The organism is Marinomonas lutimaris, from assembly GCF_019426345.1.
Lineage (GTDB): Bacteria > Pseudomonadota > Gammaproteobacteria > Pseudomonadales > Marinomonadaceae > Marinomonas > Marinomonas lutimaris.
This window is the reverse complement of sequence record NZ_JAHLLW010000014.1, coordinates 1-22,297: the sequence shown is the minus strand read 5'-3', so window position 1 is coordinate 22,297 and position 22,297 is coordinate 1. Positions and strand designations below refer to the sequence as shown.

The following is a 22,297-nucleotide window of genomic DNA, read 5'->3' as shown; positions in this document are numbered from 1 at the left end:
TGCCTAATGTTCAAAGGCATCTAGGCGTTTTTGGGGAGAGGTTATGTTGGTATTTATATTTCGTCGATTACTGGTGGCGTTTAGTGTGGCGATTACTGTATCTATCGTGAGTTTTATGTTGCTGCATTTGTCAGGCGATTTGGCCATTTCTATAGCGGGTCCAGAATCTACTGCAGAACAGGTAGAGCAAATTCGTATCGATTTTGGCTTGGATAAACCCATGGTCTATCAATACTTTGATTGGCTGTGGTCGGCAGTTCAATTGGATTTTGGTCGTTCTTATTATTTTCAAGATACCGTGATGTCACTGATTAGTGATCGTTTGCCGGTGACACTGACTTTGGGCGGTTTGGCATTAGCATTGGCAACTGTGATTGCCATTCCTCTTGGCGTGATTGCTGCTATAAAACAAGATACTTGGATTGATCGTTTGGCGTTAACCATCGCGGTTATTGGTCAAGCCATGCCAAGTTTTTGGTTCGGTTTAACCTTAATCGTAATTTTCGCGGTGAATTTGCATTGGTTACCTGCGGGCGGTAATGAGACATGGCAGCATTTTGTTTTACCTGCTATTGCGCTGGGTTATTACGCCATGCCAGCCATGATGCGTTTAACGCGTACTGGCATGCTGGAAGTTTTGAATTCCGATTACATTCGTACTGCTCGCTCTAAAGGTTTGAATGAATCGTCTGTCATTTTTAAACATGCACTGCGCAATGCGGTGATTCCTGTGGTGGCTTTAGCGGCGGTTGAACTGGGTTTTATGTTAGGCGGTTCGGTGGTCATCGAGTCGGTGTTTTCTTTAAAAGGTTTGGGCCAGCTCGCGTGGGATGCGATTACCCGTAATGACTATCCAGTGGTGCAAGCCGTGGTGTTGATTATTGCGGTGTTTTATATCCTGTTAACTTTTCTAGCGGATGTGATCAACGCCATGCTTGATCCACGTTTGCGTGTCCGCTGAGGTGTCTACTATGTCTGATTCTACTTCTACTGTTTCAACGGCTGCGAGCGCCAGCACTTTTTTACCAGAGGTTCCCGAGTGGCGCCGCATGATGAATCGCTTCTTGGGTCACCGTGGTTTGTTAATGGGGTCGATTATTCTGGGACTGATCGTGGTACTGGCGATTTTAGCACCTTGGTTGGCGCCTCATGATCCTTATCTACAAAATATTTCACAGCGCATGATTCCACCCGTTTGGCACGAAAAAGGCTCGTGGGAACATGTTTTTGGCACTGATAAATTGGGGCGAGATTACCTAAGTCGCTTGCTTTACGGGGCGCGAATTTCGCTGACAATTGGTTTATCCGCCGCGCTTATTTCTGGGCTGATTGGCACGACATTGGGTGTGCTGGCGGGTTATTTCGGTGGTCGAGTCGATGCGGTGATCAGTTACATCATTACCACGCGTTTGGCCATGCCGGTTGTTCTTGTGGCCTTGGCGATGTCGGCTTTAGTCGGCGGCTCCTTACAAATGGTAATCATCTTATTGGGCTTGCTGTTATGGGATCGCTTCGCAGTGGTGGCGCGCTCCACGACTCAGCAATTGCGGGATGCTGAATTCATAGCTTCGGCAAAAGTATTAGGTGCATCAACTACTTATATTTTAGTGCGGGAATTATTGCCCAATATTTTAAGTGCGCTGATTGTAGTGATGACCTTGGAAATGGCTCATGCCATCTTGCTGGAAGCGACCTTGTCCTTTTTAGGCTTGGGCGTTCAGCCGCCAATGCCCTCTTGGGGATTAATGATTTCGGAAGGCAAGGCGTACATGTTTTTCAAAACTTGGGTTATTGCGATTCCTGGCATTGCATTGATGGTGTTGGTATTGGCGATTAACTTAGTTGGCGACGGTTTGCGTGATATGAACGCGCCAGAAGGCCGGAATTGAGGCCAGAGGAGACATCATGAAACGAATACTCGACGTAAAAAATTTACAAGTCAGTCTGCCAACGCCAAATGGCAATTTACGTGCGGTACGTGGTATTGATTTGCATGTGAATAAAGGCGAAATGCTCTGCATCGTAGGGGAATCTGGGTGTGGTAAATCCATGACGTCTATGGCGTTGATGGGCTTGTTGCCGAAGCGTGCAGAAGTGACCGCTGAGACAATGTACTTCGATGGTATGGATTTATTATCCTTATCGAAAAAAGAACGCAATCAAGTGCGCGGCATGCGCATGTCGATGATTTTTCAAGAGCCAATGACTTCGCTGAATCCTTCTTATACCTTGGGTAATCAGCTTTGCGAAGGCATTATCAAACACAAAAAAGTAAGCAAAGACGAAGCCAAAAAACGCGCAGTGTATTTATTGGAGCGTGCTGGTGTGCCGTATCCAGAAAAGCGCTTAGATCAGTATCCGCATCAATTATCGGGAGGTTTGCGTCAACGGGTGATGATCGCCATGGCGTTGATGTGTGAACCAGACTTGATTATCGCGGATGAGCCAACTACGGCATTAGACGTGACGATTCAAGCGCAAATATTGCGATTGATTCGTGAGCTTCAGCAAGAGTTCGGCACCGCCGTTATTTTTATTACTCATGACCTTGGTGTGGTAGCGCGTATTGCCGATCGTGTGGCGGTGATGTACGCCGGACAAGTAGTGGAAACCGCTTCCGCGCAAGATTTGTTTGCCGATCCACAACATCCTTATACCAAGGGCTTACTCAACTGCATTCCAATTCCAGGCAAAACCTTACCAGGTAGTCATTTGGAATCAATTCCGGGCGTGGTGCCGAGCTTGATTGGCGAGCTTAAAGGTTGTGCGTTTGAAAACCGTTGCAGTGCCTCGATTGGCGAGTGTTGTTACCGTTCGCCTAGTTTGGAAAATCATTTAGGTTCAGAGGCCCATCAAGTACGTTGTCCTGTTGCGACGACGTCATTTCAGGAGGCGGTGTAATGGCTGAATACGCTTTGGAACTATCGAATTTGTCCCGTCATTTTTATCTTAAAAATGGCGCATTTAAAGAACCTACATTGCTAAAAGCGGTGGACGGTATTTCATTACGCATTCGTCCCGGTGAAACCTTGGGTTTGGTTGGCGAATCTGGCTGCGGGAAAAGCACCTTGGCGAAAATGATTCTAGGTTTATTAGAACCGACCGATGGTGATGTGTTGATTAATGACAAGATGCGAGGGGCAAGCTCTCGTTTGTCGATGTCTCGTCAGCTACAACCGATTTTTCAGGATCCTTATTCGTCTTTGAATCCACGAAAAACCATCGAACAAATTATCCGTTTGCCCTTGCAGTTGCATAAAATTGGCGACGCTAAAAGTCAGCAAAAAGCCGTGCAAGACATCAGTGATTTGGTAGGTTTGCCTGAGCGCTTGTTAAAAAATTATCCAGGACAATTATCAGGTGGTCAACGTCAGCGGGTTGCTATTGCTCGTGCCTTGATTCTAAAACCTAACATCTTGGTGTGTGATGAGCCGACTTCGGCGCTGGATGTGTCTGTGCAGGCGCAAATTCTTAACCTATTGATGGATTTGAAAAAAGAGCTAGGACTAACGTATTTATTTATCAGCCATAACCTTGGCGTGGTGGAACATTTGGTGGATCGAGTGGCGGTGATGTATCGCGGCAAAATTGTCGAGCAGGGTACACGGGAAGAGATCTTTCAAAATGCTCAACACCCTTATACCCAAGCCTTGTTGTCTTCTGTTTTAACACCTGAACCTGCTTTGGGCTTGCCTGAGGTGTTGGATTCTAGCGCGTGGGATCGTGCTTCTTAATCGGTTTGATTTTACCTTTTTGCCTAGCTTTTATTTTTTTAAGGAGACAACATGAGTCGTCAATCGACCATTCAAGGTGCGGAGTTTTATTTTGATTCCGGTGCTTTTTTTTCGGCGTTAGAACAGCGTGTTAGCGTTCATAGTGAGAGCCAAAATCACGAGGATTTTGATCAGTTACACGCTTATTTGCAAGACATTATTATGCCCGAGCTTGCTTCTTTGGGCTTTCAATCACGCATTGTTGCCAATCCAGTTACCGAAGCAAATCAACCGGGTTCTTGGCCATTTTTGATTGCGGAACGAATCGAGGATCCTGTTCAACTAACGCTGCTGACTTATGGTCATGGCGACGTGGTACGCGGTTATGATGATCAATGGAAAGCTGGATTGTCACCTTGGAAAGTAGTGGTGGATGGCGACCGTTGGTATGGCCGAGGAACAGCGGATAACAAAGGTCAGCACACGATTAACTTTGCAGCATTAAAACAGGTGATTGATGCGAAAGATGGCAAGCTAGGATTCAACGTCAAAGTGATTCTAGAAATGGGTGAAGAAGCTGGATCACCAGGGTTAGCAGAGCTTTGTGAGCTTCATAAAGAGGAGCTTGCGGCGGATTTGTTTATTGCCTCTGACGGCCCACGATTAAGTGCTGAGCATCCGACCATTTTCCTTGGATCGCGAGGTGGTTTTAATTTTGATATGAAAGTGTTGTTGCGCGATGGCGCTCATCATTCTGGTAATTGGGGCGGTTTATTGAGCAACGCTGGTACGCGCTTGGCCCATGCTTGGGCGTCTATGGTGGATGCCAAAGGCAAGATTCTCGTTAAAGGCTTATTACCTGCGCGTTTGCCAGAATCTGTACGTGTTGCTTTAAAAGACATTCCCGTGGGAGAAGGAGTAAACAGCCCAGCCATTGATCCTAATTGGGGTGAGCCCGATTTAACCCCAGCAGAGCGGGTTTTTGCGTGGAACACTTTAGAAATGTTGGCCTGTAAAACCGGCAATCCAGAGATGCCTGTAAATGCTATTCCCGGTTACGCCAGCGCCCATTGTCAGCTGCGTTTTGTGGTCGAAAGCGATAGTCAAAACTTCTTAAAACACATTCGAGATCATTTGGATCAACATGGTTTTGGTGATGTTGAAGTCACTGATAGCGGCCATACGATGGAGGCGACACGCCTTGATCCAGAGGACCCTTGGGTGGAGTGGGCCTTGGGTTCTCTTGCGCAAACAACGGGAAAGAAACCAGTGTTATTGCCTAATCTAGGCGGCTCATTACCAAATGATGTGTTTGCCAATATTCTCAATTTACCCACCGTTTGGGTGCCTCACTCTTATCCAGCTTGTAGTCAACATGCGCCAAATGAACACGTATTAGCGCCAGTGTGTCGTGAGGCGTTGCAGATTATGACGGGGCTTTTTTGGGATTTATCAGAACAAGGTTCATCGATTCAGGCAAAACGTTAAGGAGAACGACATGACATTAGCGACAGTAAAAAAGGTAAGCAATAGCGGGCTTGCGCCCTATGCGGATTTACTTTGTGATTGGCTAGCCACTCAAGAGGACGAGATGATTCAGTGTCTGCAAGAATTAGTTGATACCGACTCAAACAGCTATGACAAAGAAGGCGTTGATGCGGCTGGAAAGTTAATGGCGTCTTGGTTAGAAGCCGACGGTATCGAATGTCATTGGCATAAATCAGATAGTTCTGGTGATGTATTGGAAGCACGTATTGGCTCTGGATTTGATAAAAAAGATTCTCAGCCGGCCATCTTTCTGATGGGACACAGAGACACGGTTTTCCCTAAAGGCACTGTTGTAACACGAGGTTTTACGCGTGACGGCATGACGGCGTTTGGGCCAGGCGTGGCGGACATGAAATCTGGCTTGGTGCTGAATTGTTTTGTGTTAAGAGGTTTGCAGCATTTGTTGAATAACTCTGATATCGATGCATTGCCTCACCCCGTTGTTGGCTTATTTACTGGCGATGAAGAAATTGGTTCGCCAGAAGGTCGCCATGTTATTCAGCAAATGGTGAAGGGCGCGAAAGCGGTATTTAATGCCGAACCTGGTCGTATCAGTGGCAATGTGGTATCGGCTCGAAAAGGCGGTGCGAGCTTTGAGATTGTTGTCAAAGGTAAAGCGGCGCACTCTGGCGTAAATCACGCCGATGGTGCCAGCGCTATTGGTGGCTTGGCCTTAATCATCACTGAACTGCATGCGTTGACCGATTACGAAAGCGGTGTTACGACCAATGTTGGTTTAATTAGCGGTGGTATGTCTTCTAACACAGTTGCGGCAGAAGCCAAGGCCCGTTTGGATTTACGTTACATTACCAAAGAGCAAATGGTCGATGCAATGGACGCCATTCAGGCCATTATTGATATGCCTAGATTGCATGGTGTGACGGCTTCGGTGCGATTGATATCGGCGTTTCATCCGTTTGAATCAAGCATGAGTGATGCGTTATTGGCGCATTATCAAACGCAGGCCGAGTCGCTAGGGTTTTCCGTTGAAGGGGAATTTACCGGCGGGTGTTCGGATGCCGGTTTTACTTCGTCGATGGGAGTTCCGACTTTGTGTGGAACTGGGCCTGTGGGCGCGAAAATGCACACCGAAGGCGAGCTTTGTTTGCTGGATACCTTTGTTCCTCGTACTCAAGCTGTAGCGAAAAGTGTATTGCTTTTGCCATAAAGGCTTCTATAAGGAGAGCGCTATGCTTCACCCAATTGAAACCGAATTAGCACCATCTGAATCTGATGTTTGTTCACAAGCAATAAAGTCTGGAAACTGGGCGTTTTTATCTGGACAGATTCCTCTCATAGCTGAAACTAATGCATTGTTGCAAGGCTCGATTGCCGAACAAACCGCTCAGGTTTTTCATAACTTGAGTGCTATAGCAACGGCCTCTGGTGGTTCACTTGAACATGTGGTGAAGCTGACTATTTATCTTAAAGATATGGCGAATCTAGCTGAATTCAATAAGGAAATGATTAATCACCTTAGTTCGCCACTTCCTGCAAGAGCAGTTGTCTCGGTAAGTGCATTGCCAATGGATGCCAAGATGCAAGTGGAAGCCATTATGATGATTCCAGATCCAGTTTGGTCCCTTGCTGTTACTTAACTTTTTACTTTTTCCTTCTATCTCTTACTAACTTCTTCATACCTCCCTTAGACTGCTTTTTCAGTATGTAAAAGCGGTCTTTTTTTGCTCTAAATTACGCTTTTTTCTCGTTCAATATCTTCGCTAGATTGGTGCTTTATAGGAGAGAATAACGTGTTTTTGCAGATGAAATTATATTTCGTATTTATGGTTTTTTTGACTGTTTCTTTATCATTTTTATGGTTTTTATTTTTTTATCTTTCTAAAATAATTGATATTAGAAAGCACCTTTCATGGTTTGTTCGGTAGTCTGTTTATAAGTTAAAACGAACTGCTTACAACGAAGAGCTTAAATCGACAAACTTTAAACTGATAAGGAACGACGGCTATGAACCTGAAAAAATTTGAACGTTACCCACTTACATTTGGACCAACGCCAATTGAAAAGCTACAACGTCTATCTGATCACTTAGGCAATATTGAAGTTTACGCGAAACGTGAAGACTGCAACTCAGGTTTAGCCTTAGGTGGTAACAAACTTCGTAAACTGGAATACATAGTGCCAGATGCCATTGCATCCGGTGCGGATACCTTGGTGAGTATTGGTGGTGTGCAATCTAATCATACTCGTTTGGTTACCGCGACAGCCGCTAAAATTGGCATGAAATGTCGCTTGGTACAAGAAAGCTGGGTGCCATTTGAAGATGCGGTTTATGACCGCGTTGGTAACATTTTGATGAGCCGTGTGATGGGCGCAGAAATCGATCTTGTGAATGATGGTTTTGACATTGGTATTCGTGAAAGCTGGAAAAACGCCATTGAAGATGTAAAAGCCAAAGGCGGGATTCCGTACCCAATTCCAGCAGGTGCGTCTGTGCATAAATTTGGTGGCTTGGGTTATGTGGGCTTTGCTGAAGAAGTGCGTGAGCAAGAGAAAGAGCTAGGATTCAAATTCGACTACATCGTAGTGTGTACCGTAACGGGTTCTACTCATGCTGGTATGGCTGTGGGTTTCGCGGCAGATGGACGTTCAAAAAATGTTATTGGTATTGATGCGTCTGGTACGCCAGAGCAAACCCGTGCGCAAGTGCTTTCTATCGCACAAAAAACTGCAGAGTTGGTTGAACTTGGTCGTGAAATGACCGCTGACGACATTGTTATCAATGAAGATTACGCTTACCCAGCTTATGGTGTCCCATCTAATGAAACAAATGACGCGATTCGCTTGGTCGCGCGTTTAGAAGGCATGATGACAGATCCCGTTTATGAGGGGAAATCCATGCAAGGCTTGATCGACTTGTCTAAAAAAGGCTTCTTCCCAGAAGGCTCAAAAGTGCTTTACGCTCATCTTGGCGGTGTTCCTGCTATTAATGGTTATAGCTATATTTATCGTAATGGCTAAGCGTTATTAAGCTATCTAAAACGCTGTGTTTTATCGACAAAAAGGCTTCCACTGAGAAGCCTTTTTGTTTTTAAAGTATATTATGGGCGTGCACCAATCAGTTTGTCGATGCGTCTGAAGTATCGATGCTTTACAATCTTAACTGGCGCATTAGAGAAAATAAAAAAAGCCTTAATGCAGAAATTGCTAACGGGCAAACGTCGCGTTGTGTTGAAAGTCGAAAAGTAAAAACTAAGCAGCTGAGAGGAATCCATGTGGGTGTTTAACTGTACGAAAGCCGCAGTGGAATTATTTACCACTAAGGTAAAAGGTGAAAAACGTACTTGTGTGGAAACGCCGCCACACAAAACCATTACCGAAGCCATCGAACAGGCAAGAGATGGTGTAGTGTTTCCTAATCGTTTAGGACTAACCGATGTGTACGATACGGATTGGCATTGGTTGGTGCATTGTATTTCGGTGAAACGCCAAAAATACTTGCTGGTGATGGACTACAATACGCGTTATTGCATGACCATGTTGGCTCCGAAAAAAGGTGATGTCGCTAGTTTTTTAAACGATTTTGAAGGGCATTTGTATCTGAATATTATGGGCATTACTGCGCCGCATAATATGGTTGTAAAAGACATCGCCGAATCCTTAGAAGCGTGCCATGAACTCGGCAACAGTGCGGTGTTTTACCAACGTAGCGATCGCAGTGCGCAAGCTCATATCAATGACGTGTCTTGGCATTTGCAGCGCCATTGCTACGAAGACTTTATACTCGAAGAGGAAGAAGACTTACTCGATTTTAACCTCTTTACTGGTAGAATAATACGTAGCGTGAAAGGCCAAAAAGGTCACTTCTATCCGGTTCAGGCCTTTTTACTGCAATGGCTCAACGCGTATTCTTCTGACCCAGAAAAAATCATCACACCGAATTTGCTGGAAGCAAAAAGCTATTTCCAACACTTCTCACTAGACGGTCTGTCAGAAGACGATTCGGATGACAAAACCGCTGAAGCTGCGCTCGACGAATTGCTCAAATCCTTGCCAGCTGGCGTGGCGCATTTGGGTGAAGGCTCATTGAGTCAAAAAAATGCCAAGCCAAAAAACACCAACTCCAGTTCTGGAAAAAAACAAGGCGTTAAGCAAAAAGACAATGTCATTGATTTCTCTGCTTATCAAAAGAAGCGCTAAAGTTCTTGTTTTATTTNAAGGCGTTAAGCAAAAAGACAATGTCATTGATTTCTCTGCTTATCAAAAGAAGCGCTAAAGTTCTTGTTTTATTTGCTATATAGTAAACTTTTCGTGCTGACGTTGTATTGTTCGCTATATAGTAAACTTTTCGTGCTGACGTTGTATTGTTCGCTATATAGCAAACTTTTAGCGTTTTAGCCTGAAAGACTGTCTAAAGAACGACATTCTATAATGGGTGACATAAAAGCCGCTCTTTGCGGAGGAAGGATAATGAAATTAAAGACGCTAACACTTTCGAACTTTCGTGGTTTTACCACGTTTGAATGTGGTTTTAACCAAGGATTGAATGTGATTGTCGGGCAAAACGGCTTTGGTAAAACCTCTGTGTTAGATGCGATTTCTGTGGCTTATGGACAATATCTTAGTGCTTTTGGAACAGGCGTGGATCGTGGTGTTCATAAAGATGATATTCACCTTGCTGTTACTCAATCAGCGCATGGGGAAACGGTTCAAATGGAATACCAGTTTCCTGTTACTGTGACTTGTAAGGCTTACGAAGCATCGTCTATTCCGGACTTTCCTCTCTCTTGGACTCGCAACCTTAATTCCGAAAAAAGTCGCACTACTCAGGTGGCTCCTCTAAAAAATTCTGCCAAGCGCTTAGAAAAAGCGGTGCAAAATGGCGAGGCTGTCACCTTGCCTATTTTGGCTTACTATGGAACGGGACGTCTCTGGAAGCAGAAATCACTTTCCTCTGTCAAAGAAGAATCGCTCAGCAAGGCAAGCCGTTTAGAAGGTTACCGCGATTGCATGGACCCAGAGTCCAGCTACAACGCTTTTGCTCGCTGGCTTCGTAATGAAAGCATTGCTGATTACGAGCGTCGTATGGAGATACTTGAGCAGTCAGGTCTTGAGGGCGCGTTAAGCAAAGGAAAAACGGTTCGTGGGCGCTTATTGAGTGCTATTGGTAATGCGATTAATACCGTGCTTGCACCTTCTGGTTGGAAAAATGTACGTTATGGTGCAAGTTCAAAACAAATTATTGCAACACATCCTAAGCAGGGTGATATTCCTATTTCTTTGTTGAGTGATGGTGTACGGAATATGGTTGGCTTGGTGGCGGATATTGCCTATCGCTGTGTGCGTTTGAACCCACATTTAGAGGGCAACGCAGTGAATAGTACATTTGGCACTGTGTTAATCGATGAAATAGACATGCATTTGCACCCTGAATGGCAACAATTAGTGCTACAGAATTTGGAAGAAGCCTTTCCGAATATACAATTTATTGTCACGACCCACAGCCCTCAAGTGCTCTCAACCGTTAAAAAAGAATCCATCATAGTGTTGGGTAAAACAGGCGCCGTTCAGCCTATCTTTGGTGAAACTTATGGCGAAGCCAGTAATGATATTTTAACGGAAGTGATGCATGTTAATCCTAAACCTCGTATTGAACAGGTGGTAGAAGTCGAGCGCTATTTAAACATGATTGACTTAGGGCAACATGACACAGATGAAGGTAAAGCGCTCCGCGTCAAACTAGAGGGAATGCTTGGTGTAGATCATCATGAGTTACAGAAAGCAGATCGTAAAATTCGACGTAAGGGATTGCTGGCACAATGAGAGTGATTGCTAAAACGGAATTAGGCAGTAATGTATTAGATAGGCAAAACACGAGAGTTGGTAGACCACAAACAGCCGAAGAAGCTAAGCAGCGTTGGCAGTCCTTTAATAGCAAAAAATCTACCGTGAGAAATAAACTTAAAATCGAGCAACAAGGCTTGTGTGGATATACTGAGTTTAACTTAGAGCATTTTAAGTCTGCTGCGAATTTAGATGCACTAAGTAATGGGTGTCATATAGAGCATATAAGACCGAAAAGTATTTATCCGCAAGAGACATTTGATTATACCAATCTTTTGCTTAGTATCTTAGATGTTCGAGATGAACCTTTATTTGCACAAGATCGGTTTATAGGCCGGACTATCGAAGATGATGATAGTCATAGGGCATATTTTGGTGGGCACGCAAAAGAAAATTTCTATGATGAGGAAAAGTTCATTTCTCCTACTGACCCAGATTGTGAGCGTTTCTTTGCGTTTCTAGAAGCAAGCGGTGAAATTGTTCCATCACCACATCTCGATGACGCAGAGCAAGAGAAAGCAAAGTATACGATTAATCTGCTGAATCTAAACCATCCTTATCTTAAAAATCAGCGTCGCCAGCGTATGGCGGAAGTTAGAGAAGATATTGATAAAACAGAAGATTCTACAAAAATAGTTGCTCTGATTGAGTTAGAAACCACAGAATACGAAGCAGGGCAGATTGCGTCTTTTCCTTCTGCGATTAAATCTTTGACACAAGGTGCCTAAATGAACGCATCATTGGCTAACTTCAATGAGGAACAGAGCTCGAAGATTCCCTCGCTGACGCTGTTAAGCAATTTAGGTTACGAGTTTATTTCGTCTCATGCTGGCCTAATCCTCACCTCAAGAAAGCACCAAAAGACTGTATTTTTGCACGAGCTTTGCCATATTGCCGAACATAACCACAGTGGTCGGTTCTGGCGCTTGTTAACTCAAGTGAGGCCAAACTGGAAAGCGGTGAAATAACGATTGGATAGTATGGCTTAGCGTTATTTGAGCGAATAACCATTTGTTGTCGCCTTTTTGTACGAATCAGTCATCTCTTTTTTGTTTTATTGCGTATAGTTTGTAGTGTAAAAATTAACAATATTCGTTCCCGATAAAACAATAAGGAGATTATATGATTACGGTTCATCATTTAGAGAATTCTCGTTCCCAGCGTATTTTATGGTTGTTGGAGGAGTTAGGGCTTGAGTATGAGATTGTGGAATACAAGCGTGATCCTGAGACGGCTTCTGCCCCTGAGTCTTTGAAGAAAGTCCATCCATTGGGTAAGTCGCCGGTTATTACTGATGGTGATTTAACCGTGGCTGAGTCTGGGGCGATTATTGAGTATTTGTTAGACCAATACGACACGGAAAAACGCTTGAGACCGACGCATGGCAAGGCATTATTGGATTACCGTTATTGGTTACACTTTGCGGAAGGTTCTCTGATGCCTTTGTTGGTAATGAAGCTTGTGATGATGAAAATTCCACAAAGCCCTATGCCGTTTTTTGTAAAACCGATCGCCAAGGCGATTTCGGGTAAAGTCCAAGACAAATTCATCATGCCTCGTATTACGCCGCAGATGCAGTTTATTGAAAAAACTCTGGGTGAGCATAAGTGGTTTACCGGTGAGGAATTAACCGCTGCAGACATTCAGATGAGTTTTCCATTGCAAGCGTCGAGCACGCGCATGGATTTGACCAAGTATCCCAATATTGCTCGTTTTATCAAGCAAGTAGAAGCTGTGCCAGCTTACCAACAAGCGTTAGCAAAAGGCGGTGCTTTTACTACTTTGTAGTGTGTTTTTTTAGATGTTTTTATCTCAATATTGTTATGCCAAGCCAGAGTGGTTGCTAGGATTATCTTTGGTTTGATGTTTAAGTTTTACTCTATTTATTGATATTCGTTCTCATTAAGTGTATTTTGCACTCTCTTTGCAATGTTTCCATTTTAATGAGGTTGAGCGGATCAATGAGTCCTGAGTGTCAAGCGTCCCAAAATGTTGGTGAGCTTTATGTTGAACATAGCCGATGGTTAACAGGATGGATTCGAAATCGCCTAGGTTGTCATGAATTGGCAGCAGATATTGCACAAGATACTTTTGTACGATTACTTAAAAAGCCGAAATATTTTTCTAATATGGGCGAAGCTCGAGCCTTTTTAAGTACGATTGCTAAAGGACTGTATATTGATCATTGGCGTCGTAAGCAAGTCGAGCAAGCTTGGTTAGAATCCTTGGCGCATTGTGAAGAAGAATTTGTGCCATCGGCAGAACATTCAGCAGCTATGATTGAGTTGCTTTGTGAGCTAGATGCGATGATTGCTAAGCTACCTAAAAAGGTAGCAAATACGCTTATTTTATCTCAGCTTCATGGTTTGACCTACCGAGAAATAGCTGAACGCTTGTCTGTTTCCGAACGTATGATAAAGCGCTATATGGCGCAAGCCATGCTGCAATGTCTTTTATTCAAATCCAATCAGTCTCTTTAATCTTATGTCATCTTCTAAACCATCTAACTATGTTCATCTGGAAGCCGCTTCAGAATGGTTTGCTGTGTTATCTGATAAGCCGATTTCAGAAGCCGATCGACGTGCTTGGCAGCAGTGGTTAAACGAAAACGAAGCGCACCGTAAAGCATGGCAACAAGTGGAATCGATTGGCGTAATGTTCTCTTCTATTCAAGACAGTAACGCACAGCAGTCGGCGAGTTATGTGTTAGAAAGTGGTAGCTCAATGAGTCGTCGTCAGTTGATGAAAGGCGTGTTAGGAGTTACTGGTGTTGCGGCATTAGGTTGGATTGGTTGGAATGAAACACCATTGCCTAGAATGGCGTCTGCATGGATGGCTGATTTCCATACGCAAGTCGGGCAAGTGGAGGCTTACGATTTAGAGGATGGCGCTAAGGTCTGGCTGAATACGAATAGTGCGATGAACCGATCCTATGGCCGTAATTATCTAGGTCTGTCTCTCGTGACGGGCGAGATGTTGGTGCAAACTCAAGCATCTTCTGACAGCCGAGTTTTGTCTGTTTCCTGTGATCATGGCATTGTTAATTCCGGTCGTGATTTAGCCCGCTTTTGCGTGCGTCAGCTATCAAATAAACAGGCTATTTTAGCCGTTTACGAAGGGGCCGTTTCTCTTACGCCTTTGAATTCAACGCTATCTAAGACGTTTTTCGCTGGTCAAGCCGTGGCTTTTACCGCTAACGCTATGGACGAGACTCAGCCAGCTTCTCTGCTTTATGAGTCTTGGCGTAATGGATTATTAATTGTTGAAGATATGCCACTAGCAAATTTTATGGCGGAAATAGGGCGTTATCACTATGGGCATATTAATCTTGATCCTAGTGTAGCGGACTTACGTGTTGTGGGAACTTTTCCTACTCACGATATGGATCTTGTGCTTTCTATGTTATCTAAATCTTTTCCTATACGTGCAAAGCATCCATTGCCTTGGTGGATTAGTATTTCCGCAGCTTAACGTTCACTGGAATTTATTTTCAAAGTATTTTAAAAAAACATTTTTTTTCATGTCCCTTTCTTCGCTTACATTCGGTAATAGTAATAAGAAGTATTATTATTACGGAGTTTCTATGGCCTTTTTCCGATTACCAAGACAGAGATTCAAGCAGCGTACAACCGCTTCTCTGCTTGCTATAAATACGCTTCTCGCCAGTGGCGTAGCGTTGACGATGACATCCCTTGCTTATGCCGAATCAGCTGCTGTTGAAAAGCGTTACTACAACATTCCTGCAGGACCTTTATCACAAGCCGTTAATACTTTCGCCGCTGTATCGGGTATGTATTTAGGTGGTAATGGGGCGCTTCTTAAAAACAAGAAAACACTCGGTTTTGACGGTGAATACACGCCAGGACAGGCATTGGATTTGTTGCTCGCAGGCACAGGTCTTTCTTATGATATTGGTGACGATAAAAGCATTGTTTTAGTGGATTCTAGCTCTATCTCCAAAAGTGCCGACGGCATAACCATGGCGCCATTGTTGGTTCGTGAAGATAAAGTTGTAACCACCTTAGGTACGAGCCTATTAAGTGCGAGTGAAATCGAGAGTATGGCAGGAGAGACTGGAAATCTTACTGACTTACTTCGTGGGAATGGTGCGGTTCGTTATAGTCGTTCTTCGAGCACTTCAGCAAGTAGCGCAAGCATGCGCCCTGATGAAGTGTCTATTCATGGTCAGTCACATTATCAAAACTCGTTTGTTATCGACGGGATGTCTGCTAATAATGATTTAAATCCTGGAAACTCCGAAGATACTTATTCCAATCCGATTAATCCGAGTAATTTGAGCATGCTGTCCGGCAGTTCATCTCAAAGTTATTATATTGATCCTGATGCTGTGGAGTCAGTTACTGTTTATGACTCTAATATTCCAGTCGAATTTGGCGGCTTTCTGGGTGGTGTTATTTCCGCAAAATTAAAGCGATATGATGGCGAAGATTATTTGTCAGTAAAATATGCTATCTCTAGGGATGAGTGGGATGAAATGCACGCTGATGAATCTTTAGAGGAAGATATGGCTGATGGTGATTCATTAGAAGGAGAGTATACGCCAGAGTACTTAAAGCAGACCTATACATTAACCGGTGCGCAAGGAATTACAGACAAGCTTGGTATGACATTTACTGCTTCTCGTGCAAACTCTAATTTTGATCAAAGCTATGTAAGAAATATTGGTAGAACTGTTTATGGAAAACAAGGCATTTCTTACGATGATACTATTGATAACTTAATGGCTAGATTTGACTATAAAGCTAATCAAAATTTAGATATTGGTGTGTCTATCCTTTATGCAAATCGTTACCATGATGGAGTTACTAATGCCTCATATGACTCTGCATTTATAAAATCACATAAAGCATCAGGTATTAGCTCTGAAGTGATATATAAAGCAGACTCAGGAACATTGACGACGACATTGTCTTACGATGAGGCAAGAGACACTTTGTCTTCCGATGATTCAGAATATATATATCACTATACCGATTTTTATAATGGACGGTGGCCTTATACTGGTGGTTATGGAAATATAAATCAGCAACAGAATACGACTACTCTTAAATTCGACTGGCTACATAAAGCATTTGATGTGGGCTCTTTTAAACACACCTTTAAAGTCGGTGCTGAATTGAACCGAAAAAAACAGTTTTATCAAGTAGAAGATCAAATTGTCAGTGAAAACTATCAGTGTATAATTAGTGGCTGCGGTGATACAAATAGTGATGGTGTTATTGACTATGATGATGAATATCTTCGTATCCTTAACATTGTTGATGCAAATAAGCTGGAAAAATCATCTCATTCAGAAGGTGTTTACTTATCTGATACTATTGAAAATGGAGATTGGACTTATTACTTAGGATTACGTGCGGATTATGAGTCTACTTTAGAAAATTTAAATTTCTCGCCGCGAGTCAATGTTCAATGGGATGTATTTAGTGATAATAAAACCCGTTTAATCACTGGAGCAAACCGTTATTACGGACGAGATTTTTTCCAATATGAGGTTAATAGCCAGTTGCGCTCTTGGCGTACGACTTATCGATATAATACTGATGGTACACTTAACCGGTTTACCTCTTATTCTGATAACTCTTTTTATGATTATGATCTTGATACGCCTTACTCTGATGAGTTGGTATTTGGTGTAATTCAGCAAGTAGGTAATGTTGATGTTACTGTAAAGTATGTGAACCGTGAAACTCGTGACATGGTAACTCGTTCTAAGACTGCATCAGGATTGAATTACTATTCAAATTTTGGTCGTAGCTCTACCGATACTATTTCTTTAAAGTTAACAACTCGAAAACCTTTTGAGTTCGGTGGAACAAAGACTGATGGTGAATTTTCTATTAGTTACCAAGAAAGTGAAACAAATGCGTTGTCAGATGTATCTTATGAGGATGAAATTAACTCGAATCAAATTTATTATAAAGGCAATGTTATTTATAACTCACAATTACCTAAGTCTGACTTTAATATTCCGTTTAGCATAGCATTTTCTACTTCAACGGCTATTCCAGATTGGAATCTAGTTTGGGCTAATCGAATTAATGTCGAATCTGGCGGTAAAATAGCTCAGGATACAGGAGATAATTATACAGATCTATCCGGCAATTATGATATTTATGATGATCTCGAATTTAATAGTTTAATTACTTTAGATACGTCATTTGAATGGAAGCCTGTTATCTTCAAAGAAGTAGAAGGTTATTTTAAACTTTCTATAAACAATGTGTTTGATGATTATATTGATAAATCTACTAGCTCAGGAAGCTATTCTTATACTTTAGGCCGCTCGACCAGTATAGAGGTTGGTATGCGCTTTTAAGCAGATGTTCCTTTTATCTCCTTTCTTTTCTTGTAAACAAATGCTCTCTCCAGCATTTGTTTATGGCTGTTTTTAAATAACTTCTTTGTGAGCTGTTTTATGCTTTTTTTACAGAAATTTCTGAGTATTGCTGGGGTGATTTGTTTGTTTGCTCTGACGGCCCAAGTGCATGCTGATGACAAAGCTTTACCATGGGATAAGCGAGTTGTACACGGTACCTTGGATAATGGTTTTCGCTATTATTTATTCGATTCTCGACAAGAAAAAGATGCGCCAAAAGGGCTGACGTTAGCGAATTTGGTCGTGCTTTCTGGTGCTATTGATGAGAAAGACAATCAGTTAGGTGTGGCGCACATGGTTGAACACATGGTGTTCCATGAAAGTAAGACGTTTCCAAACGGTGTGCGTAAAGCCTTGACTGATATGGGATTCAAGCAAGGCCGTGACTTTAATGCCATGACCAACAGCGAAAATACCCGCTATATGGTGAACTTGAAAAACACCACGCCTGAGCGATTGACTAAGGTGTTGGATATTTATCAACAAATGGCATTTCATGCTGAAATCAAAGCTTCGTCGTTGGACAAAGAACGTTTAATTATTCAAGAGGAATGGCGTGGTAAGTTAAGCCACCGCTCCCGAGTGAATAATGAGAAAAAAGCCTTATTACGGGTTGGATCCTTGTATCCAGAACGCCCAGTAATAGGCACACAAGCGACGATTAAAAACACGCCCGCGGAACAACTTCAGACGTTTTACCAAGATTGGTATGCGCCGAATAATATGGCATTGGTTATTTATGCACCAGTCGATACCGCGGAATTGGAAGATCAAGTTAAGCGAATGTTTAGCGCTGAACCTAGGCGAGAGTTGCCAAAACGCCATCCCAAAGATCCTGTTTTAGATGAAAAGCTTAAAATTGGTCAGCTTCAAGATCCAGGTAATAAATGGAATCAAGTGGCATTTTTATATCGCTTTGAAAGTAAGACTGACGATACGGACGAAGGAATACGTAATGGCGTGATTAACTATATGACACGTAACCTATTGACCCAGCAGGTTCGTCGGCAAAAAGAAGTGTTACCAGAGCATGTTCGTGCCTTATCTACTACCAAAGGTAACGTGTCACCTAATGTGGCAATCTTAGGTTTTTCTGTGAATGTCGATGATGGTTACCATGTTTTAGGATTAGATACATTAATTCAAGAATTAGAACGAATTGAAAAACATGGTTTTATGCAAGAAGATTTTGATCAGGTTTATCAAAAAGTCATTGATACAGCAGAGCGTAATAAAAACGCAGCGAAGAGTCGAGGTACTATTTGGGTAGTTAAAATGATGGATGCTGTCACTTCTGATAAAGTTCTGCAAGATCCTCAGCTGAGTAATGATCGAATTCTGAGTCTTGTGAAAACGATATCTTTGGAAGACGTAAATGCTCGTCTGACGCAGTGGTTGTCTTCGCCAGATCGTATTCTTTATACGCAAGCTGTGGGTGGGAAAAGTGTTGATATCGGTACAGCGGAATCCGTTGAAGCTATTTTTAAAGAAATGAAGTCTCGACAGCTTGGAGCCTTAGAAATAGAAAAAGTAGTAGCGGTAAAAATATTACCTGCGGTTACTAAAAGCGGTTCAATGACGCTTTCCTCGAGAAACCCAGAATTAGGTATATCGTATTGGTCTTTATCAAACGGCGATAAACTCACACTGCTCGATCCCAGTGTGTTGGCCGAGCATTATCAAATAGATAAGTCCGAGGAAGATAATAAAACTTATTTTACGGCCCTCTCTGCTGCGGGTTATAACGTAAAAAAAGGCTCTGTTTGGGCAGAACAAATCGCTGCGCAAATGTCTGATGCGACTGGGATATATGGTTGGAGTGATGAAGAGTTCCAGCAATGGCGAAAAGAGAATAGTGTGTTTTTGTCATCTAAGCAAAAGGAACAAAGTCTTGCGTATCGCGGAGCGATTGATGATGAAAAGTTAGATAAGCTATTGGGGCTTTATCATATTAACCAAGTTAACCCCCAAATTGATGCTGATGTTTACGACAGCATAATAAGAAATTTGAAAAGAAGTGCCAGCATTAAGGTAGAGCGTCCTATCGAGGTGTTTTCCCGTCGTCTAGCGCAGGCACGCTTCGGTAAAAGAGAGTTAACGGTTAGCTTATCTAATTTAGCGCCTTTGTCGTTAGAAGTAATACAGCAAACGCGTTACAAGCAAGCGGTGTTGCCTGTTCATTATTTTATGGTGTCTCGCTTGCCAGAAAAACAAGTGACAAACTTAGCTGCTGCGTATTTAGCGAATATTCCTCGTGATACTGCTTCTTACGATCAATCGAGTTATGAAACGGCGCCTGTTGTACAGCAAGCGGGTCAGGCGATAGTCGATGTTGCATTGAACCCAGAACCGAAAGCCGAATATCGTCTTTATGCGTATCAATCTGTGCCTTGGTCGCCAATTGCGGCGGTACAGCTTACTTACTTAGGCGAGCGGTTAGAAGCGCAGTTAAAGCAGCGCCTACGCAGTGAGGTTCAAGGTGTTTATAGTGTTAGAGTCGGCTTGGATCTTAATAAAGAGACTAATCGTGCCGAGCTAAAAATCCAATATTCAAGCTCTCCGGAACGGTTAGATGATTTGGCCGACATGACCCAAAAAACGCTTACGGAATTACCAAAGATGATCACCGAAGAGTGGGTGGATGAAATTCATAAGGCGTTTGTCGATGTGGAGCAAAATCGCTTAGAAAAGGATTTTGATGGCACGTTAGTGCACCGACTTGAATTGAGCGAAACCCTGTATGGTGATGCTCGTTATCTTGATGAGATGGATGAATTGGCTTCTGGTTTAACATTAGACAAACTAAAAAATCTTGTTGATACTTTAACATTCAGCGATAGGGTGACGGGTTTTTATCGCCCTATAGATTAGTGACTCAATAATTAATCTAACAACACTTTAAAATGCCCGGCAATGAGATTGCTGGGTATTTTTTAACATTAAAGGTAAGTTGAAAAGTGGCTTGTTGCTCGACTTATGAATAAGTCATGAATACTATGAAATAAATCTATCATCGTGATCTTACCTAGTTAGGAAAACATTCATGTCGCGTCCCGTGAAGTTACTCAGCGTTTCTATTGGTCTTATCTGCCTCTTGCTGGCGTTGAACTTTGGTTTGCGTTCATCAATGGGCTTTTTTATGGCGCCCATTTCCCAAGAGTTTGGCTATGGGCGAGAAGTGTTTGCCTTTGCTCTGGCGCTACAAAACTTATGTTGGGGATTATTTCAGCCTATTGCTGGTGCCTTTGCCGATCGTTACGGTACCTTGAAAACCTTGTTCATTGGTGCCGCGTTATATGCATTGGGTTTGTATGTGACGGCGGGTGCCGATGGCGTGCTAGGGCTCAATATGGGCGCTGGCGTACTGATGGGCATGGGTATCGCAGCGACAGGCTTTGGGGTGGTCTTGCCAGCGATGGCGCGCATGGTATCGCCTGAAAAACGTTCCTTTGCTTTGGGATTAGGTAGCGCTGCAGGCTCTGCCGGTCAGTTATTGGTTGTACCTATCGCGCAAGATTTTATTGCTTCCTATGGCTGGAGTAATGCTTTGATGTTGATGGCCGTGTGTGCTCTGATGATGGTGTTATTATCGAGCCCATTTCGCCAAGTAAAAGAGAGCGAGGCCACAAGCTCTACGACTAAAGAAGTGACACAAACCATGAAAGAAGCATTGCGCGAAGCCAGTGCTTATTCGCATTACTGGTTGTTGGTGGTTGGCTTTTTTGTGTGTGGTTTTCAATTAGCCTTTATCACAGTTCACATGCCTGCGTTTTTATCTGACCAAGGTTTTTCCCCAGATATTGCTGTAGCAAGTTTGGCTCTGATTGGGCTGTTTAATATTTTTGGCTGTTTATTGTCTGGCAGTTGGGCAGGAAAGTACTCGAAGAAAAAATTACTCACCATTATTTATGCGCTAAGAGCCTTGGCGATTGCCTTGTTTATGACATTACCGATGACCGATATGTCGGTCTATGTGTTTTCTATAGTCACTGGTTTGCTTTGGCTGGCGACGGTGCCACCGACATCGGGATTAGTCGCGCAAATGTTTGGTCTACGTTACATGGGCTTGCTTTACGGCATCGTCTTTTTAGGCCATCAACTTGGCTCGTTCAGCGGTGTGTGGTTGGGCGGTTATCTATACGACAAAACGGGGTCTTATGATGTTGTTTGGTGGGCAGCCTGTATTATTGCTTTGATCACAGCATTAATTCATATCTTGATTGATGAGCGCCCAGTGGCACGTCTTCGTGCCACTGTGGCTTGAGCTTCTACTTCTACTAATGGATTATTTAAAAGTTATATTTTTTCAACAGAAAGTAAAAAAAACATTATTCCTAAGATCATTATAAACATCAGCATGGAGCTTATAATAAAAACTTGTAATGCCAATTTATACCAAAAGGGCATGACTTCATGGCAACGTCGTATTTTCCGAACCCTATCCACAAAAGGCAGTACCACAATCCAACCAAATACAAGGGTTCTAAACAGGGAAACCGGAAACCGACTCATAAAAATGAGTTCGGTTTGCGTGAAGTACGGTTCTTTAAAATAGCTGTCCATCAGTTTTTTAGGGGTAAAGAAGGTCAACAAAGACCAGAGCGTAGGCGTCCATAGAAGTCCTACCATGACCGTGAATATCATTACTAAAAAAAGATAATCAAATGTGTCTTGAGTTATTTGCATAGTTTATCGAACCCAGATAAAGACACTAGATCTGCTTCACCATAATTACTCGCCATGATAACGGTTCCTAACTGGTGTTTATGATGTGTTAGGCGATATTTACTGATAGTAAAAAAAACAGTATTCCTAAGAATATGGTCATAACTAC

18 protein-coding genes are annotated in these 22,297 nt (G+C 42.9%); all 18 read left to right on the top strand.

What is annotated here, in order from left to right; all coding sequences use genetic code 11:
- Nucleotides 1-43: 43 nt before the first annotated feature.
- The 18 genes from KPL72_RS15090 to KPL72_RS15005 all read left to right on the top strand — a co-directional run bounded on the left by KPL72_RS15090 (nucleotide 44) and on the right by KPL72_RS15005 (nucleotide 21,727).
- On the top strand, nucleotides 44-961 hold the full coding sequence (locus KPL72_RS15090; RefSeq protein WP_212916514.1) for an ABC transporter permease: 918 nt from the start codon (nucleotides 44-46) through the stop codon (nucleotides 959-961).
- A 10-nt stretch (nucleotides 962-971) separates the two neighbouring features.
- Nucleotides 972-1,889 carry an ABC transporter permease gene (locus tag KPL72_RS15085; RefSeq protein WP_212916513.1) on the top strand — a complete coding sequence of 306 codons (918 nt, stop codon included), beginning with the start codon at nucleotides 972-974 and terminating at the stop codon, nucleotides 1,887-1,889.
- A 16-nt stretch (nucleotides 1,890-1,905) separates the two neighbouring features.
- On the top strand, nucleotides 1,906-2,901 hold the full coding sequence (locus tag KPL72_RS15080; protein ID WP_219703480.1) for an ABC transporter ATP-binding protein: 996 nt from the start codon (nucleotides 1,906-1,908) through the stop codon (nucleotides 2,899-2,901).
- Complete coding sequence (locus tag KPL72_RS15075) at nucleotides 2,901-3,734, top strand: ATP-binding cassette domain-containing protein (RefSeq protein WP_212916511.1); 834 nt, start codon at nucleotides 2,901-2,903, stop codon at nucleotides 3,732-3,734. The genes KPL72_RS15080 and KPL72_RS15075 overlap by 1 nt, the downstream gene beginning before the upstream one ends.
- Before the next feature lie 51 nt (nucleotides 3,735-3,785).
- Complete coding sequence (locus tag KPL72_RS15070) at nucleotides 3,786-5,201, top strand: M20 family metallopeptidase (RefSeq protein ID WP_219703479.1); 1,416 nt, start codon at nucleotides 3,786-3,788, stop codon at nucleotides 5,199-5,201.
- Between the two features lie 10 nt (nucleotides 5,202-5,211).
- Nucleotides 5,212-6,429 carry a M20 family metallopeptidase gene (locus KPL72_RS15065; RefSeq protein WP_219703478.1) on the top strand — a complete coding sequence of 406 codons (1,218 nt, stop codon included), beginning with the start codon at nucleotides 5,212-5,214 and terminating at the stop codon, nucleotides 6,427-6,429.
- Between the two features lie 22 nt (nucleotides 6,430-6,451).
- The gene (locus KPL72_RS15060) at nucleotides 6,452-6,859 is read left to right on the top strand and encodes a Rid family detoxifying hydrolase (protein ID WP_212916508.1); all 408 of its coding nucleotides are present in this window, start codon (nucleotides 6,452-6,454) and stop codon (nucleotides 6,857-6,859) included.
- Between the two features lie 367 nt (nucleotides 6,860-7,226).
- Nucleotides 7,227-8,240 (top strand): 1-aminocyclopropane-1-carboxylate deaminase, encoded by a 1,014-nt coding sequence (locus tag KPL72_RS15055; protein ID WP_212916507.1) that lies wholly within the window; start codon nucleotides 7,227-7,229, stop codon nucleotides 8,238-8,240.
- 252 nt (nucleotides 8,241-8,492) lie between these two features.
- Nucleotides 8,493-9,419 (top strand): DUF6933 domain-containing protein, encoded by a 927-nt coding sequence (locus KPL72_RS15050; RefSeq protein WP_219703477.1) that lies wholly within the window; start codon nucleotides 8,493-8,495, stop codon nucleotides 9,417-9,419.
- Nucleotides 9,420-9,689: 270 nt separating this feature from the next.
- Complete coding sequence (locus tag KPL72_RS15045; protein ID WP_219703476.1) at nucleotides 9,690-11,042, top strand: AAA family ATPase; 1,353 nt, start codon at nucleotides 9,690-9,692, stop codon at nucleotides 11,040-11,042.
- Nucleotides 11,039-11,791, top strand: a complete 753-nt coding sequence (locus KPL72_RS15040; protein WP_219703475.1) for a retron system putative HNH endonuclease — start codon at nucleotides 11,039-11,041, stop codon at nucleotides 11,789-11,791. The genes KPL72_RS15045 and KPL72_RS15040 overlap by 4 nt, the downstream gene beginning before the upstream one ends.
- Complete coding sequence (locus tag KPL72_RS21275) at nucleotides 11,792-12,031, top strand: M48 metallopeptidase family protein (protein ID WP_249422280.1); 240 nt, start codon at nucleotides 11,792-11,794, stop codon at nucleotides 12,029-12,031.
- Between the two features lie 154 nt (nucleotides 12,032-12,185).
- The gene (locus KPL72_RS15030; RefSeq protein ID WP_219703474.1) at nucleotides 12,186-12,851 is read left to right on the top strand and encodes a glutathione S-transferase; all 666 of its coding nucleotides are present in this window, start codon (nucleotides 12,186-12,188) and stop codon (nucleotides 12,849-12,851) included.
- Nucleotides 12,852-13,024: 173 nt separating this feature from the next.
- Nucleotides 13,025-13,543, top strand: coding sequence for a sigma-70 family RNA polymerase sigma factor (locus KPL72_RS15025; protein ID WP_219703473.1), 519 nt, complete (start codon nucleotides 13,025-13,027; stop codon nucleotides 13,541-13,543).
- A 4-nt stretch (nucleotides 13,544-13,547) separates the two neighbouring features.
- A complete protein-coding gene (locus tag KPL72_RS15020; protein ID WP_219703472.1) occupies nucleotides 13,548-14,534 on the top strand; it encodes a DUF4880 domain-containing protein in 987 nt (328 codons plus the stop codon).
- A 112-nt stretch (nucleotides 14,535-14,646) separates the two neighbouring features.
- On the top strand, nucleotides 14,647-17,403 hold the full coding sequence (locus KPL72_RS15015) for a TonB-dependent receptor (RefSeq protein ID WP_219703471.1): 2,757 nt from the start codon (nucleotides 14,647-14,649) through the stop codon (nucleotides 17,401-17,403).
- Between the two features lie 99 nt (nucleotides 17,404-17,502).
- Nucleotides 17,503-20,334, top strand: a complete 2,832-nt coding sequence (locus tag KPL72_RS15010; protein ID WP_219703470.1) for a M16 family metallopeptidase — start codon at nucleotides 17,503-17,505, stop codon at nucleotides 20,332-20,334.
- 172 nt (nucleotides 20,335-20,506) lie between these two features.
- Complete coding sequence (locus KPL72_RS15005; protein ID WP_219703469.1) at nucleotides 20,507-21,727, top strand: MFS transporter; 1,221 nt, start codon at nucleotides 20,507-20,509, stop codon at nucleotides 21,725-21,727.
- The last annotated feature ends 570 nt before the right edge of the window (nucleotides 21,728-22,297 follow it).

What these genes read in the sequence shown, in the direction of transcription:
- KPL72_RS15090 (WP_212916514.1), top strand. Translation starts at nt 44, where the DNA reads ATGTTGGTATTTATATTTCGTCGATTACTGGTGGCGTTTAGTGTGGCG.
- KPL72_RS15085 (WP_212916513.1), top strand. Translation starts at nt 972, where the DNA reads ATGTCTGATTCTACTTCTACTGTTTCAACGGCTGCGAGCGCCAGCACT.
- KPL72_RS15080 (WP_219703480.1), top strand. Translation starts at nt 1,906, where the DNA reads ATGAAACGAATACTCGACGTAAAAAATTTACAAGTCAGTCTGCCAACG.
- KPL72_RS15075 (WP_212916511.1), top strand. Translation starts at nt 2,901, where the DNA reads ATGGCTGAATACGCTTTGGAACTATCGAATTTGTCCCGTCATTTTTAT.
- KPL72_RS15070 (WP_219703479.1), top strand. Translation starts at nt 3,786, where the DNA reads ATGAGTCGTCAATCGACCATTCAAGGTGCGGAGTTTTATTTTGATTCC.
- KPL72_RS15065 (WP_219703478.1), top strand. Translation starts at nt 5,212, where the DNA reads ATGACATTAGCGACAGTAAAAAAGGTAAGCAATAGCGGGCTTGCGCCC.
- KPL72_RS15060 (WP_212916508.1), top strand. Translation starts at nt 6,452, where the DNA reads ATGCTTCACCCAATTGAAACCGAATTAGCACCATCTGAATCTGATGTT.
- KPL72_RS15055 (WP_212916507.1), top strand. Translation starts at nt 7,227, where the DNA reads ATGAACCTGAAAAAATTTGAACGTTACCCACTTACATTTGGACCAACG.
- KPL72_RS15050 (WP_219703477.1), top strand. Translation starts at nt 8,493, where the DNA reads ATGTGGGTGTTTAACTGTACGAAAGCCGCAGTGGAATTATTTACCACT.
- KPL72_RS15045 (WP_219703476.1), top strand. Translation starts at nt 9,690, where the DNA reads ATGAAATTAAAGACGCTAACACTTTCGAACTTTCGTGGTTTTACCACG.
- KPL72_RS15040 (WP_219703475.1), top strand. Translation starts at nt 11,039, where the DNA reads ATGAGAGTGATTGCTAAAACGGAATTAGGCAGTAATGTATTAGATAGG.
- KPL72_RS21275 (WP_249422280.1), top strand. Translation starts at nt 11,792, where the DNA reads ATGAACGCATCATTGGCTAACTTCAATGAGGAACAGAGCTCGAAGATT.
- KPL72_RS15030 (WP_219703474.1), top strand. Translation starts at nt 12,186, where the DNA reads ATGATTACGGTTCATCATTTAGAGAATTCTCGTTCCCAGCGTATTTTA.
- KPL72_RS15025 (WP_219703473.1), top strand. Translation starts at nt 13,025, where the DNA reads ATGAGTCCTGAGTGTCAAGCGTCCCAAAATGTTGGTGAGCTTTATGTT.
- KPL72_RS15020 (WP_219703472.1), top strand. Translation starts at nt 13,548, where the DNA reads ATGTCATCTTCTAAACCATCTAACTATGTTCATCTGGAAGCCGCTTCA.
- KPL72_RS15015 (WP_219703471.1), top strand. Translation starts at nt 14,647, where the DNA reads ATGGCCTTTTTCCGATTACCAAGACAGAGATTCAAGCAGCGTACAACC.
- KPL72_RS15010 (WP_219703470.1), top strand. Translation starts at nt 17,503, where the DNA reads ATGCTTTTTTTACAGAAATTTCTGAGTATTGCTGGGGTGATTTGTTTG.
- KPL72_RS15005 (WP_219703469.1), top strand. Translation starts at nt 20,507, where the DNA reads ATGTCGCGTCCCGTGAAGTTACTCAGCGTTTCTATTGGTCTTATCTGC.